Origin of the sequence: Microcystis sp. M53598_WE2, from assembly GCF_030067735.1 — a bacterium.
GTDB classification, from domain to species: Bacteria; Cyanobacteriota; Cyanobacteriia; order Cyanobacteriales; family Microcystaceae; genus Microcystis; species Microcystis aeruginosa.
The window spans coordinates 1-13,395 of sequence record NZ_JASJFE010001081.1; the positions used below are offsets into that span (position 1 = coordinate 1).

Here is a 13,395-nt window from a genome sequence, read left to right on the forward strand (position 1 = left end):
AAGTATTCGGATTAAAGCCGCTCAATCCTCAGCTAAACTTGCCACCGAAAAAGCCATTCTCACTCTATGCCAAGCCCTAGAAATTGAAGCCGATCTTAATGTCAGTTTTGCCATTATGGATGCTATAATTGTCATCAGTAATCTTCACTCTTTTAATCCTATGTCAGAAACTCCTAAATATGACCTTCGTGGAGCAAATATTGCTAACTTTGCCGATACGGTGCAAGGAGATCAAAAAGCAGTTCAACATAATTACGCCACACCCCAAAATTTAGCCGAAGCCGCCCAAGAAATCCAACAACTTATCAGCCAACTTACCCAAACTTATCCCACTAATACCGAAATTGAAAAACAAACTTTTGTCGCACAAGTTGACGCAGAAATCAAGAAAAATTCTCGCCTAAGAAGCATTTTAATCACGGGAGGAATTGAATTAATTAAAGTTCTCTGTCCTCCCCTCGGTATTCCCATTGAAATGGGTAAAAAATGGCTAGAAACTGCTAATTTAAGTGATTAAACCTAGAGGTTTAATAATCTTCTAATGATACAAATCCCGAAGTCCGCCGCTGATGCGTTTCATTTTTGAATTAGCACAATTATAACCATAAGTCAAGCTTTTTTGATGATAATTAACTTTTTTGTTGGTGATATTTTGACCTTGTTCGGGTATTGGAGAGAACCAGTATTTCTATTCTAATAAAGCATCTTTAATTGTTGTTAAAACTTTGCTATCTTTGACCATCCAAGCATGGAGCAATACGGGAATGGAAATTTCTTTACCCACCGATAAACGGGAACTATGGGCAGGAAATATCATTAAATCGTAGGGAGTCCAGATAATTGTGGTTTTAATTTTATTTAAAATTTGTTGACAATCTTGATTTAAATCCTCTAGAAATTGACTCCCCGGCTGCATTTGTCTAATCCCATCTAAGGGTAAACTATACGCGGTTAACGTGCCTCGATTCGGTGCAGAAATATTTAGGTAACGTTGCACTCTTTCCACTCCTCCCAATCTTTGCAGGTAGTAGCGGGTAATTAATCCTCCCATACTAAACCCAATCAGATCTACTTTCTGCTCTTTAGCAAAGTTTTTCTCGATATAATTCTCCACCTGACCAGCTAAAACTTCTAACTTTTTGTAACCATGATTGGGAATTAGATTAAAACTATGCACCTGCCAACCATGATAGTTTAAATACTCGCTCATCGGTTTAAAAACAGCAGTAGTGTCCAGAAAACCATGCACCAAAACAACGGGATTCATAGATGAGATTTTATCCTTAAATTCTGAATCTATTCTAACGAATGATCGGGGTAATGAGCGAAAAATTTTGGGGAAGAGCCTATCTACTAGGTACGGCTACCGGCAACTTCTAAGGATTAGGGAAAAAACCAAAAAGTTTAGCGGCACCTCCTAAAATAGCGACTACCAATGCTATCAGAATCCCTCGATTGGTGAATTCCTGATAGGCAACCCTTGCAGTTAATCCATTGATTTTTTCGTCTAAAGCTTTAATATCTCCCTTGAGTTCGGCCTGTCCTATTTCTACTTTAGTTAACCGGTCTTCTACCTTGTCAAATCTCTCATCAATACGGTTTTCCAGAGAGTCGATTTTCTCGTCAATACGTTTTTCCAGAGAGTCGATTTTCTCGTCAATACGTTTTTCCAGAGAGTCGATTTTCTCGTCAAGGCGTTTTTCCAGAGAGTCGATTTTCCCCTCAATCCTTGTCAGGACAGCTTCTAGGGAATAAGTGACAGTTTCGTTAGACATTTTGAGCAACTCCAAAAGTCAAATCTTCAGGGGTAAATGCTGGAGGCTATATTTTACGGAAAAATCAGGGGTCTATAGGCGGACACGGATTCCCATTATAAGAAAATTATAAGTCAAGACTTGAGTTTTTGTCAAGCTTTTTTTTGACGGCAATCAATGGCAAGAATTTCGGGGAAGTATTTAGCCACCGATGCCTAACCGTCCCGCTAAACTAGGGCTTAAAGGAATCAGAGTCGCCAACATTAAAAAGAGTAGTAATAAACCCCAACCGGCGCGGGTGTCATCGGGTTCGGTTAACTCGTTTAAACTCGGTCTTTCCAACTCTCTTTGTAAAAAAGCGACTAAAATTGTCCAATAGAGAGGAATGGGATTACTGGGATTAACTAAGGAAATAATGCCCAAAATAACCAAAGTAGCCACAGTGGTGCGGCGGGCAATTTTGCGACCATAAATAGCCTGAACAATTCTGCCACCATCTAACTGTCCAGCAGGCAGTAAATTAAGGGCGGTAATCACCAATCCTAACCAACCGATAACAGTTAAAGGATGCACGGAGATAACAGCATTTTGTAACTCGTCGCCCAAAACTATCCGCGCTAAAAAACTCACTAAAATTGAACTTTGGAAAAAGGTACTAGGGATTTGAAAAAGGCTGGCAGAATTAGATAAAGTCAGTCCAACGATTAACAAGATTAAAGAAACCAAACCGCCCAAAGCAGGACCAGCGAAAGCTATATCAAATAGAACACTGCGGTTAGGTAATAAAGATTCAAAACGAGTAATCGCCCCAAAAGAACCAATCTGCCAAGTGGGAAGAAAATAGGGTAAACTGAGACGAACATTATGGCGTTTAGCGATAATTAGATGACCGATTTCGTGGGCAATTAATACCGACCATAAACCCAAACTCAGGGGAATTGCTTCTCGATATCTCTGCCAATTACTAAACAAATCAAAACCTAATAAAATTCCCGCCGCTTCTAAGCTGGTGACAATAGTGGCTACTAACAAAACTAAAGAGAGATTTTTTTGAGCAAGAGTGGCAGGACTAGGATCGTTAGTTTTGGGAAGGATAATTACCACAGGTTTTTCCTCGGTTCCTTCCACCAGAAATAAACGATATTTGTCGCCAAAATTATTACTTAATTTCTGGGTTAAGCGAGAGTGAACGATATCCGGGTCTCCCCGTAAATTGCCTTTAAAAATTGCCCCTTCCTGAAAAGAGATAGTTTCGGTGGCAAAAAAAGTATCTATCCCAAAAATACTCTGAATAACTTTTAAATCCTCTTCGGGAATTGGCATCACATCCGGCACAATTGCTGTCACCGCTGCCGGGATTTCTAGAGGAGTAACGGACTGGCTAACTGCCTGGTTAACTTTCGGTTCAATTATCTGATTGGTTTTGAGTAAGCGTAAACGGTTGCCCAAATAAATATAGATAATGGTGGAAGCAACCAGTAAAAAGAGAATTACCGCTAGATTGAGATAAATTCCCGCCGCAAATAGCCCGAAAAAAATTAACCAAGGAGCAATTAGTACCAAGGATTGTAACCAAGGTAAAATTCCCAGTTGGCCGTAGGGTTTAGCTCGATAAAAACTCCAAGTCAAGATAGCACCAGCGACGAGGAAAATAACAGCGATCGCAGCAATTTCCGAAGAAATATTAACCATAGGAAAGTCAAAATCAATAGGTTTTTATCAATCAATTTGATTATAAGCTTGCAGGGCAGCCCGTAATTGACCCCGATGCTTTTGTAACAATTCTTGTCCTGGGGCCGCCGAAAGTCCCGTTTTCTGCATTAACAAAGCCAGTTTAACCCGGCGGCCACTTTTTTCCAGTAAAATAGCCGCTTCCTCGCGACTAACATCGGTAAGGTGGCAGATAATCCGCAGGGCGCGGTCATGGAGTTTATGATTAGTAACTGCCACATCGACCATCTGGTTGCCGTAAACCTTGCCTAACATTACCATTGTCCCTGTGGAGAGGATATTTAAAGCCATTTTCGTCACCGTTCCCGCTTTCAGCCGTGTGGAGCCGGCCAAAAGTTCTGGTCCAGTCAATAAGCGGATATCCACATCCACCGCGATCTCCACCTGTTCGGCGGGGACACAACTAATGGCAATCGTCGTCGCACCTCGCTGTTTTGCCGCCTGTAAAGCCCCGTGAACGTAGGGGGTTGTCCCCCCGGCGGTAATCCCCACTACCACGTCTAATTCGTGAATTTCTCGCTGGGCAATAATCGCCGCCCCATCTTCCGCTTTATCCTCCAAATCTTCGGAACTACGCACCAGCGCCGCCGCTCCACCGGCGATAATTCCCTGTACCAATTCCGGGGGAGTGCAGAAGGTGGGAGGACATTCGGCCGCGTCCAAAACCCCCAGCCGGCCACTGGTTCCCGCCCCAATGTAAAAGAGTCTGCCACCTTTAGCCAGAGCTTGACCGGTCAGGGAGATTGCCAGGGCCAATTCTTGCCGGGCCATGGCGATCGCTTTTAGGGTTTGGGCATCCTCGCGATTGAAGAGATCCACCAATTCGAGCGGGTTTAATTGGTCTAAATTTAGGCTGTTTGGGTTAATTTGTTCGGTTAACAGGTGTCCTCTGCTTTCCCACTGTTCCATAACGGTTTAATTGAGTTTTTCGTAAGATTATTTTTAGTATATAGCGAATCGGTGGGCTAAAAGCTTGACAATTGCCCCCTAGATATTAGATAATAGTAAATTGTGTCAATTCCTGCTCGGATCAGGTGAGGACATTAGCACAAAAGCTGGAATTTTTTTCAGCTACCTGTACGGCAAAACGAGCGCAGAAAATTCATGAGTTACGCAATTATTGAGACCGGTGGCAAACAGATTCGGGTAGAACCAGGTCGCTATTACGATATCGAACTTCTTCCCGTCGATGAACAAAGTACCCATACCATCGACAAAGTGCTATTAATCCATGATGAGGATGATATTAGCATCGGTCAACCCTTTATCGAAGGGGCCACCGTGGAAGGCACTGTCATGCAACATCGTCGGGGCAAAAAAGTTATTGTCTATAAAATGCGCCCGAAAAAGAAAACCCGTAAAAAACGCGGTCATCGTCAAGAAATTACCCGTTTTATGATTGATTCAATCAATTATAACGGTAAAACCCTAGTCGCCACTGCTGCTACCTCCAGCGCTGAAGTTGTAGAAGATAGTAGCGATGAAGAAGAATAACTTTTAGAATCAAAAAAGCATTTGGAGAGAAATTATGGCTCATAAGAAAGGTACGGGTAGTACCCGCAACGGACGCGATTCTCGTTCCCAGAGACTAGGCGTTAAGCGCTACGGTGGTCAAGTGGTAAAAGCGGGAAATATTCTCATCCGTCAACGGGGTACTAAAGTTCACCCAGGTAAAAATGTTGGTCGTGGTGGCGATGATACTTTATTCGCTTTAATTGATGGTGTGGTCAAATTTGAATACAAGGATAAAAGTCGCCGTCAAGTTAGCGTTTATCCCGCTGAAGTTAGCGCCAGTTAATCCCATCAACCCTGATTAATTTTTTCCCTGTAACCTCCTAACTCATCCTAGGGGGTTTTTTCAGATAATTTATATCTGTTGACAGGGTAGATCGATCGCTCATAGATTAAAATAGTCCGAAAGTAGCTCGGAAAAGATGGACTCACCATGATTCTTAAAATTGCCGATATCTTAAAAAATTTGCCCTGGTCTTTCAATTCTACTGCCGAATTACCCTGGTTAGATCGATCGCGAGCGGAGAAATCCCTGCAAAAAGCTCGTCAACAACGGCGAATTTCCGAACGAGAATATCAACTCCTTAACCATTGGCGAGAATTGGGTTATTGTATTGTCAAAGATTTAATTCCCGCAACGGCGATCGATAATTTAGTAGCAGAATTAGCCGATTTATTTTTCCTAGAATCGGCTATCCCTGGATTAAGAATTGAAGGCATTCAAGCAGAAAATCTACCGGCGAGTTTAAGTCACGAGCAAGTTTTAGCCCTAGATATCGAGCAAAGAAAAGCCTTAGTCAATTCTATTTGGCGACTCCATGGCTTTCATGAGATTTCCCCCGCCGCTCAAGCAATTTTTGACAATCAAAATCTGAGAGATTTAGTTAATTTAATTATTGGCAAATCCTGCGAACCGAGATATTCCATCAACTTCCTGCACGGTACAGAGCAAGGACTGCACGAGGATATGGCAGTTTTTTATGTTCATCCTGCTAATCATTTAGTTGGTGTTTGGATTGCCTTGGAAGATATTTCCGCCGATGCTGGCCCGCTAATTTTTTATCCTAAATCTCATAAAAATATCAAAGTAACTGACTTTTTTCCAGACTATCCCGCCGTCAATCTTAAAAATATTACTGCCGAGCAAATTCCCCAATACCAAGATTATGTTAACCAGCGCGCTCAGAATTATGACTGTCAATCATTTACTGCTAAAAAAGGAGAGATTCTTCTCTGGCACGGAATGTTAATTCATGGTGGGGGGAAGATTAATAATACCCTGCTAACCCGTAAATCGATGGTAATTCATTTTATTGCCGAGGGTGGCGATTACAACGATCGGGCTTTGGGACCTTTTAATTGGTAAGATTAATTTACCACTAATAACTCGGAAATAATCGGACTAATACTAAATCCGTTGAGTATAGGCTACTTATGAGGAGAGGCAATAGGGGTAATAGATAATCCGTCTTTAATAACTGGATTTAGTATAACATCGGCTTTTAACAGGTCAACAGCCTTATTTTCAAAGGGTTTTACCATCATTCAGCCAGCCCTAAATATGACAAATGCCCCGCAACTATTCTGGTTTTTTTTCCCTTGACAATACTTCTTGTAGTTGTGGTACTAAGGTCGGCAAATCTTCTCGAATTGTTGCCCAAATTCTACTTAAATTAACTTGAAAATATTCGTGAGTTGCAACATTTCTCATTCCTGCCATTAAACGCCAAGGAATCAGAGGATAGCGAGACTGAATTTCCTTCGGTACATTTCTAGTTGCTTCTCCGATAATAATAAAATCATAGAGAACCGCTTTGATATTTGTTTGATTCTTGGCAAATTCCTCAAACGTCATTGCCTTTGTTCGCTGTTCAATTTCACTGATAGATTCTAAAATGTCTTGAAGGCGAAGTCGCCAATCTCTAGAAGGCATTGATCAGATCCTCAAGCACAGGTTCCCGTAAATGTTCTCTTAAGGCATCCTGAGTTCCTAAATCCACAGAGCATCCCAGAATATCTTCTAAATAATACTGTACTTGCAGAAGTTGAAAAAAACCACCTTGTCGATCGAATTCTACTAACAAATCTACATCACTATCGGCATCAGCTTCATCCCTGGCCACTGAACCAAATAAAGACAAAGATTTCACCCCTAGTTTTTGTAACTGTTCTCGGTGTGCCTCTAGAATTGCCAGCACCTCGTCTCGTTTCATCTGGTGTGTCTTTGAACCTGCCATCAATATTATAGCTTTGTCGGTGCAACCCTTAAACTGAAGCTGAAATCTTCCAAATCTACAAAACAAACTAATCACTGAAAACTCACATCTGATCACTGATCACTGATTAAGCTGTAGCTTCTAAAAATACGCCTAAATTGCGGAATTTTTGATAACGAGATTCGCGCCGTTGTTGGGGAGTTAACAAAGATAAAGCCTCTAAATTTTCACTAATAGCGGCTTTTAAATTGGCTGCCGCTCTAATCGGATCAGCATGGGCCCCTCTGGAGGGTTCAGGAACGATCTGATCGATAATATTTAACTCTTTTAAATCTTTTGAGGTAATTTTGAGGGCAACTGCTGCTTTATCGGATTTTTTGGCATCTTTCCAGAGAATGGCGGCACAAGCTTCGGGAGTCGCCACGGTATAGACAGAATGCTCTAACATTAACAGGCGATCGCCAACACCGATGCCCAAAGCACCGCCCGAACCACCTTCGCCAATAACAGTACAAATGATCGGCACATCTAAACGGAACATTTCCCGGAGGTTATAGGCGATCGCTTCTCCTTGACCTAATTTTTCCGCTTCCACCCCCGCCCAGGCGCCGGGGGTGTCAATAAAGGTTAAAATTGGCTGATTAAACTGATGGGCGTGTTCCATTAAACGCATGGCTTTACGATAACCTCCGGGGGCAGCCATGCCGAAATTTCTAGCCACATTATCCTTAGTATCCCGGCCTTTTTGATGCCCGATAATCACCACGGGACGACCGTTAAAACGGGCAACACCACCCACAAGAGCGGGATCGTCGTAACCACCGCGATCACCGTGTAACTCGAACCATTCATCGGTGATTGCTTGAATATAGTCTAGGGTACTGGGGCGCCGGGGATGACGGGCTAATTGTAGCCTTTGGGAAGGGGTGAGATTGCTAAAAATCTCACGACGTAATTGATTAGCTCGTTCGTCTAGTTGAGTAATTTGTTCCGAGACATCTACGCTATTTTCTTGGGCTAATTCTTTAATCTGTTCGATGCGGGATTCTAATTCGTAGAGGGGTTTCTCAAAATCTAGGAGAAAAATCTTTTTCTCGGTAGTCTCGTTTTTAGTCATAGGTTAGTGGCTAGAAGTTTACTTGGAGCTAAGTAGGTAGGCGTTAAAAATTATCAAATACCCCCCTTGTCAAGGGGGGATTAAGGGGGGACTAAGGGGGGATCGGCACCCCCCTTATCAAGGGGGGCAGGGGGGATCAGAGGCAAAATCTATCTTCAATTTAATTATAACTACTTACTTAATCTTTTCTAGCTTAACGTTTTTCAGCGATCGATTATCGGCAGCTTCGGGATGACTGGGAGATAATTTCAGGTTATCGATCGAATTTTGTCAATTGTTGTATAATGATAGATCGTGCCTTTTTCACCCCAAGGAGGATTAGTTATGGCAGGAAGTGAACTAAAAGCGGATCTATGGGTTAACGAATATATTACCCCCTGGGACATTTATAGTCATGGGGTTTCGCGGATTTTAGCCTACAAAAAAACCGCTTTTCAGGAGATGTATATTGTTGAGTCGGGGGCCTATGGAAAAGCCTTGGTACTGGATGGGAAATGGCAATCTTGTACGGGGGATGAATTTATTTATCATGAAGCATTAGTGCAACCGGCAATGATTGCCCACCAAGAAGCAAAAACTGCTTTAATTCTGGGAGGTGGTGAAGGTGCGACAACGCGGGAGTTATTGCGTTGGAAAACAATCGAAAAAGTGATGATGATTGATATCGATGGGGATGTGGTGGCAGCTTGTAAGGAACATCTTCCCGAAATGCACCAAGGTACTTTTGATGATCCTCGTTTTGAGTTAGTTGTGGCCGATGCTTTAGAAGTTTTAGACACCACTAACGATCAATGGGATATTATTATCTCCGATCTGGTTGATCCCATCGAAGAGGGTCCTTCTTTCCCCCTATTCACGAAAGAATACTTTGAAAAACTACAAAGAGTTTTGGCCGAAAATGGCATTGTTGTTGTCCAATCTGGCCCGGTTTCTCCTCCTTCGGTGATGTATCATGCGCGTTTGGTGAATACTTTAAAAGCAGTTTTTCCCTACGTTCATTCCTATTGCGCTCCCACTCCTAGTTATGGTTCCCCTTGGGGTTTTACTCTCTGTGCTAATCATCCTTTAAATACTCGTCCCGATCCGGACGTGGTAGATGAATTAATCAGCGATACAACTACGGGAGGATTACGTTTAATTGATGGCATGAGTTTACTAGGAATGTTACAAACTCCTCTCTATATTCGTCAAGCAATCGCACAAAATACGGAAGTTTATACCCTGGCAAAACCCCCGAAATTCTTCGGTCAAGGAGTAATCAGTAATCAGTAATCAGTAATCAGTTATCAGTAATCAGTTATCAGCTATCAGTAAATAAGGGTTATAACTAGAAATCGATCGAGTCTTCATGATTAAGAATTGTTTGCAGTATTTCTAGGGGAACAGTAGCAAAGTATTGCTGGAGAAAGTTTTCTAGGGCCACCGCTTCTAGAAATTGCTCAATCTTATTAATTTTGTCCTCATGATTGACTAATTCAAAGGATAAATTTTCTTGATTTTTCTTGACTTTAAAGCCATTTTCTGCTAGGGAAATTAATCCTAATTCTAGGGTATGATAACTGAGGTTTAAGCGGTTTTGTAATTGTTGACGGGAAATACTGGTTTTAGTTCTAGCTAAATATTTCCCGATCCCGACAAGGTTTATCCATGTGGTGTGAGCGGATTTTTTCAAAGGACTAGCATAGGCAAGAACTAACTTTTTATCCCGTAAAATTGCCTGTTGATATTCCCGGGAAAGTTTTGTCCAATCCCGGGGACATTCCCAGAGAAAAAGGGGATTTAATTGCTTAACTTCTTGATTAATTTCTCGATGGCGATTGTCGATTAAAAAATCTTTTTTATTGCTATAGGTTAGGGATTCTTGTTGATAGGGATGCAAGGCAATTAAGCGCACTTCATAGCGATTTTTGTAGGTATTAAAATCTAATTCGACTACGGCATCATAACGGGTATCGGCAGCAATTTCGTCTTTGTGATGACCCCACCACATACCGGGGAAACCCTGCTCGATTGAACTATCCCAGATCTCAAAAGTTGTCCGGGGATAAGCGATTTTTCTGCCTTTGAAATCCTCAAGATTTTTATGCCAAAGATTGTGAAAATAACAATTTTGAATTAATAGCTTCGGTGTCGGATTACCCATCCCGCATGGTTCTAGTAATTTTAATTCTCGAAATAGACTTTTTCCCAATTGGGAAACCGTCACCACCGCAGCCACTTCTATCTCGGAAGAAAGGGAAGTTAAATCAATTCCTGTGCGTCGCAACTGTTGATTAATCCCCTCAATAAATAGGGGTAAATTTTCTATAGTTAAACTTAAACCTGCGGCCAAAGGATGACCACCAAAACGATGTAAAAGATGGGATTGAGAGGATACTAATTGATAAAGATCGATCTCGCGAATTGACCTAGCGGAACCCTTAGCAAAAGGTGGTTCACTGGTACTTAATAAGATTGTCGGTCGCTGGTATTCTTGGGCAATTTGTCCCGCAACTAATCCTAAAATTCCCGCCGGCCATTGGGGATCATCTAAAATAATTACATTAGTGGTAGAAAGATCAATTCTTTCTAGTTTTTTCTGAACTTGTTTAATAATATCCCGTTGGATTTCTTGGCGACGAATATTGGCCAATTCCGCTTGTTCAGCTAATTCGTGACAACGTTTTTCATCTTCACTGGTAAGTAATTCTACACAAAATCTGGCATCGCCATAAATGCGACTGACGGCATTAATGCGCGGTCCAATACCGAAGGATATATCCAGGGGTCTATCTCCGGTTTTGTTACATAAATCCAGTAATTTTTTAACTCCCAAACGCTGAGTATTTTGCAGTTTTTTAAGACCTTTTTGGGCTAAATAACGACATTCTCCCGTCAATTTGACTAAATCGGCAATTAAACCAATCGCAACTAAATCGAGTAAATTTTCTAGGGGTTTTCTGGGAATATCTGCCAGGGTTAAATACATCGCTTCCACTAATTTATAAGCAACGGCAACCCCAGAAAGATGATAGAAAGGATGGGTTTCCACAAAGTAGCGGGGATTAATCAGGGCAATCACCTCGGGGCGCTCGTCGGGTAGGGTATGATGATCGGTGATGATAATATCGATACCTAGACTGTTTGCATAGTCAATTTCGGCGATATTCGTGCTTCCCGTGTCACAGGTGACGATTAAACGGGTTCCTTGATGCGCTAGTTTCTCGATACCGGGACAATTGAGGCCGTGGGATTCTTTTTGGCGATCGGGTATGTAATAATCTAACTGTTGATAGGGTGGGAAAAACTGCCCCAATCCTTCCCAGAGGACACTGGTAGCGGTGACCCCATCGGCATCGAAATCACCCCAAATAGTCACTTTTTCGCCTTTATTTAGGGCTTTTTCCAGTCTTTTGACGGCGAAGTTCATTTCTTGCCCAAAATCAAAGGGAGTTTTTGACTGATAAGCTTTCTCATCCAGAAACGTCCCCAGAGTCGCCATATCCCGGACACCGCGATGCCATAATATTTGTGCCACGACGCTGCCATCCGACTCTGGGGTGTAGTCTTGGACTATTTTTAAAAACTCTTGGGGAAGCTCTACGGATGGGGGAATTTGCCAGTTAGACACGGGATATCAAGGAAAAAGTAAAAAGGAAAAAAGGTGACAGTCAACTTTTGTGATTTTCCCTATCTCCATTTAGCCACCACTAACGGGGGGAATTAAAACTATCTCATCGCCATTTTTGAGGATTTTCTCTCCCGAAACAAACTGAAGATTGACTCCAAAACGAGTAACATCGCGCCATCTTTCTAATTGAGGATAGGGGGCTATAATATAGTTTAACACTTCTGTAACGGAAGTGTGGGCAGGAAATTCGAGGTTTAATTGTGAAGTTTGATAGACTTCTTGATAAATAGCAAATAGTTTTACTGTTACCGTAATTTTTTCCATATTTACATCAATATTTTTCCTAGGATAATAACATCAATTGGGAACCCTGTTCGGTTTTGCGGACTTCGATGCGATGTTGAAAAGCTTCTTTAAATTGGGGCATATGGGTGACAGTCAAAATACAGGCAAAATCAGCGGATATAGCGTTAATTGCCGCAATTAAGCGATCGCATCCTTCCGCATCCTGAGTTCCGAATCCTTCGTCAACAATGAGCATTTGTAGGGCTGTTCCGGCTCTTTGTGCCAATAATCTCGCTAAAGCTAATCGAATCGAGAAATTAATCCGAAAAGCTTCCCCTCCTGAATAGGTTTCGTAGGGACGAGATCCCCGGGTATCACCAATAATAATATCTAAAGTATCGATTAACTTTTGTCGCTGTTTCTTCGTACCTTTACCGCTTTTTTGGGTTAAAAACTGCACATGAAATTGATTACCAGTTAAGCGAGCTAAGATATGATTAGTTTGGGCTTCTAACTCAGGTAAAATATTCTCAATCATCAGAGTTTGTAAACCATTTTTACCGAAAGCTATGGCTAACTCTTTATAAACTGTATATTGTTTTTTCACTTTAGCTAAATCGCCCTCTTTTTCTGCCAGTTGTTTACCTAAAGTTTCTAGTTGATGTAATTTCTCCTCAACCCGACCTTTTTGGGAGAGCAATCCATCAATTATCTGTCTTCGCTGTTGAATATTGGTCGATAATGCGGCTATTTCTTGGCGATAGTCAGTCAAAGTACCAATCTTTTGACTAATATTGGCTAACTCCTGATTCAGCTTCTGGCGATCCTGATTTCGCAGCTGTAATCTTTGCTCAATCTCAGCGATTTTAGCGGCTATTTCCGGATAATTTTTTTCTGCTTGTTGCCAGTCTTGATACTGTAATCTTACCCCCTGTAATTGTCGGATCAGATTTTGAATATTCTGATGTTCACTGCGATCATAATTTAAGTTTTGAATAAACTTTTCTAAGCGTTCAACTTCCTGTTTAAGTGGGGAGTTTTGACCTAGTTCTTGCTTCTCTTGTTCTAGTCTAGCTAATTGATTAATTAAATTAGGTTTCTCGGCCTTGATATTAGCTAAACGACGGTTTGCTTGCTTAAGTTCTGATTCTTGAATTTCTGCCCAACGCC

General features: G+C 41.7%; 15 protein-coding genes. 5 read left to right on the forward strand and 10 right to left on the reverse strand.

Features of this window, described 5'->3' with window-relative positions; genetic code table 11:
• Positions 1-517, forward strand: a 517-nt coding sequence (locus tag PX636_RS21990) for a HEAT repeat domain-containing protein (protein ID WP_288118893.1), incomplete at its 5' end; no start/stop codon positions are given.
• Between the two features lie 171 nt (positions 518-688).
• On the opposite strand, the gene PX636_RS21995 is transcribed toward PX636_RS21990, so the two are convergent.
• From PX636_RS21995 to murQ, 4 genes are all read right to left on the reverse strand, one after another.
• The gene (locus PX636_RS21995) at positions 689-1,267 is read right to left on the reverse strand and encodes an esterase/lipase family protein (RefSeq protein ID WP_288118895.1); all 579 of its coding nucleotides are present in this window, start codon (positions 1,265-1,267) and stop codon (positions 689-691) included.
• A 109-nt stretch (positions 1,268-1,376) separates the two neighbouring features.
• Positions 1,377-1,775 carry a DUF4164 domain-containing protein gene (locus PX636_RS22000; protein ID WP_004163221.1) on the reverse strand — a complete coding sequence of 133 codons (399 nt, stop codon included), beginning with the start codon at positions 1,773-1,775 and terminating at the stop codon, positions 1,377-1,379.
• A 180-nt stretch (positions 1,776-1,955) separates the two neighbouring features.
• A complete protein-coding gene (locus PX636_RS22005) occupies positions 1,956-3,446 on the reverse strand; it encodes a site-2 protease family protein (RefSeq protein WP_288118898.1) in 1,491 nt (496 codons plus the stop codon).
• 27 nt (positions 3,447-3,473) lie between these two features.
• Positions 3,474-4,394, reverse strand: a complete 921-nt coding sequence (gene murQ, locus PX636_RS22010) for an N-acetylmuramic acid 6-phosphate etherase (RefSeq protein ID WP_004163217.1) — start codon at positions 4,392-4,394, stop codon at positions 3,474-3,476.
• 195 nt (positions 4,395-4,589) lie between these two features.
• Here murQ and rplU point away from each other — a divergent pair, with 195 nt between their 5' ends.
• The 3 genes from rplU to PX636_RS22025 all read left to right on the forward strand — a co-directional run bounded on the left by rplU (position 4,590) and on the right by PX636_RS22025 (position 6,363).
• Positions 4,590-4,979, forward strand: coding sequence for a 50S ribosomal protein L21 (rplU, locus tag PX636_RS22015; RefSeq protein WP_004163216.1), 390 nt, complete (start codon positions 4,590-4,592; stop codon positions 4,977-4,979).
• A 34-nt stretch (positions 4,980-5,013) separates the two neighbouring features.
• Complete coding sequence (rpmA, locus tag PX636_RS22020; protein ID WP_002744094.1) at positions 5,014-5,283, forward strand: 50S ribosomal protein L27; 270 nt, start codon at positions 5,014-5,016, stop codon at positions 5,281-5,283.
• 147 nt (positions 5,284-5,430) lie between these two features.
• Positions 5,431-6,363 carry a phytanoyl-CoA dioxygenase family protein gene (locus PX636_RS22025; protein ID WP_288118902.1) on the forward strand — a complete coding sequence of 311 codons (933 nt, stop codon included), beginning with the start codon at positions 5,431-5,433 and terminating at the stop codon, positions 6,361-6,363.
• 213 nt (positions 6,364-6,576) lie between these two features.
• On the opposite strand, the gene PX636_RS22030 is transcribed toward PX636_RS22025, so the two are convergent.
• The 3 genes from PX636_RS22030 to accA form a co-directional block, all read right to left on the reverse strand.
• Positions 6,577-6,930 carry a HepT-like ribonuclease domain-containing protein gene (locus PX636_RS22030; RefSeq protein ID WP_061430529.1) on the reverse strand — a complete coding sequence of 118 codons (354 nt, stop codon included), beginning with the start codon at positions 6,928-6,930 and terminating at the stop codon, positions 6,577-6,579.
• Positions 6,920-7,210, reverse strand: coding sequence for a nucleotidyltransferase family protein (locus PX636_RS22035; protein WP_002736589.1), 291 nt, complete (start codon positions 7,208-7,210; stop codon positions 6,920-6,922). Before PX636_RS22035 ends, PX636_RS22030 begins: the two co-directional genes overlap by 11 nt.
• 130 nt (positions 7,211-7,340) lie before the next feature.
• The gene (gene accA / locus PX636_RS22040; protein ID WP_004163211.1) at positions 7,341-8,330 is read right to left on the reverse strand and encodes an acetyl-CoA carboxylase carboxyl transferase subunit alpha; all 990 of its coding nucleotides are present in this window, start codon (positions 8,328-8,330) and stop codon (positions 7,341-7,343) included.
• A 324-nt stretch (positions 8,331-8,654) separates the two neighbouring features.
• On the opposite strand from accA, the gene PX636_RS22045 reads away from it, so the two are divergent.
• A complete protein-coding gene (locus tag PX636_RS22045; RefSeq protein ID WP_288118906.1) occupies positions 8,655-9,602 on the forward strand; it encodes a fused MFS/spermidine synthase in 948 nt (315 codons plus the stop codon).
• Between the two features lie 55 nt (positions 9,603-9,657).
• Here PX636_RS22045 and recJ read toward each other — a convergent pair whose 3' ends face one another.
• The 3 genes from recJ to PX636_RS22060 form a co-directional block, all read right to left on the reverse strand.
• On the reverse strand, positions 9,658-11,940 hold the full coding sequence (gene recJ, locus PX636_RS22050) for a single-stranded-DNA-specific exonuclease RecJ (RefSeq protein WP_288118909.1): 2,283 nt from the start codon (positions 11,938-11,940) through the stop codon (positions 9,658-9,660).
• A 69-nt stretch (positions 11,941-12,009) separates the two neighbouring features.
• The gene (locus PX636_RS22055; protein WP_002785959.1) at positions 12,010-12,264 is read right to left on the reverse strand and encodes a MoaD/ThiS family protein; all 255 of its coding nucleotides are present in this window, start codon (positions 12,262-12,264) and stop codon (positions 12,010-12,012) included.
• Positions 12,265-12,283: 19 nt separating this feature from the next.
• A partial coding sequence (locus PX636_RS22060) for an SbcC/MukB-like Walker B domain-containing protein (RefSeq protein ID WP_288118912.1) occupies positions 12,284-13,395 on the reverse strand: 1,112 nt, incomplete at its 5' end.

Bases quoted from the DNA above. Each gene is read 5' to 3' on its own strand.
- PX636_RS21995 (WP_288118895.1), bottom strand. From the start codon at position 1,267: ATGAATCCCGTTGTTTTGGTGCATGGTTTTCTGGACACTACTGCTGTT.
- PX636_RS22000 (WP_004163221.1), bottom strand. From the start codon at position 1,775: ATGTCTAACGAAACTGTCACTTATTCCCTAGAAGCTGTCCTGACAAGG.
- PX636_RS22005 (WP_288118898.1), bottom strand. From the start codon at position 3,446: ATGGTTAATATTTCTTCGGAAATTGCTGCGATCGCTGTTATTTTCCTC.
- murQ (WP_004163217.1), bottom strand. From the start codon at position 4,394: ATGGAACAGTGGGAAAGCAGAGGACACCTGTTAACCGAACAAATTAAC.
- rplU (WP_004163216.1), top strand. From the start codon at position 4,590: ATGAGTTACGCAATTATTGAGACCGGTGGCAAACAGATTCGGGTAGAA.
- rpmA (WP_002744094.1), top strand. From the start codon at position 5,014: ATGGCTCATAAGAAAGGTACGGGTAGTACCCGCAACGGACGCGATTCT.
- PX636_RS22025 (WP_288118902.1), top strand. From the start codon at position 5,431: ATGATTCTTAAAATTGCCGATATCTTAAAAAATTTGCCCTGGTCTTTC.
- PX636_RS22030 (WP_061430529.1), bottom strand. From the start codon at position 6,930: ATGCCTTCTAGAGATTGGCGACTTCGCCTTCAAGACATTTTAGAATCT.
- PX636_RS22035 (WP_002736589.1), bottom strand. From the start codon at position 7,210: ATGAAACGAGACGAGGTGCTGGCAATTCTAGAGGCACACCGAGAACAG.
- accA (WP_004163211.1), bottom strand. From the start codon at position 8,330: ATGACTAAAAACGAGACTACCGAGAAAAAGATTTTTCTCCTAGATTTT.
- PX636_RS22045 (WP_288118906.1), top strand. From the start codon at position 8,655: ATGGCAGGAAGTGAACTAAAAGCGGATCTATGGGTTAACGAATATATT.
- PX636_RS22055 (WP_002785959.1), bottom strand. From the start codon at position 12,264: ATGGAAAAAATTACGGTAACAGTAAAACTATTTGCTATTTATCAAGAA.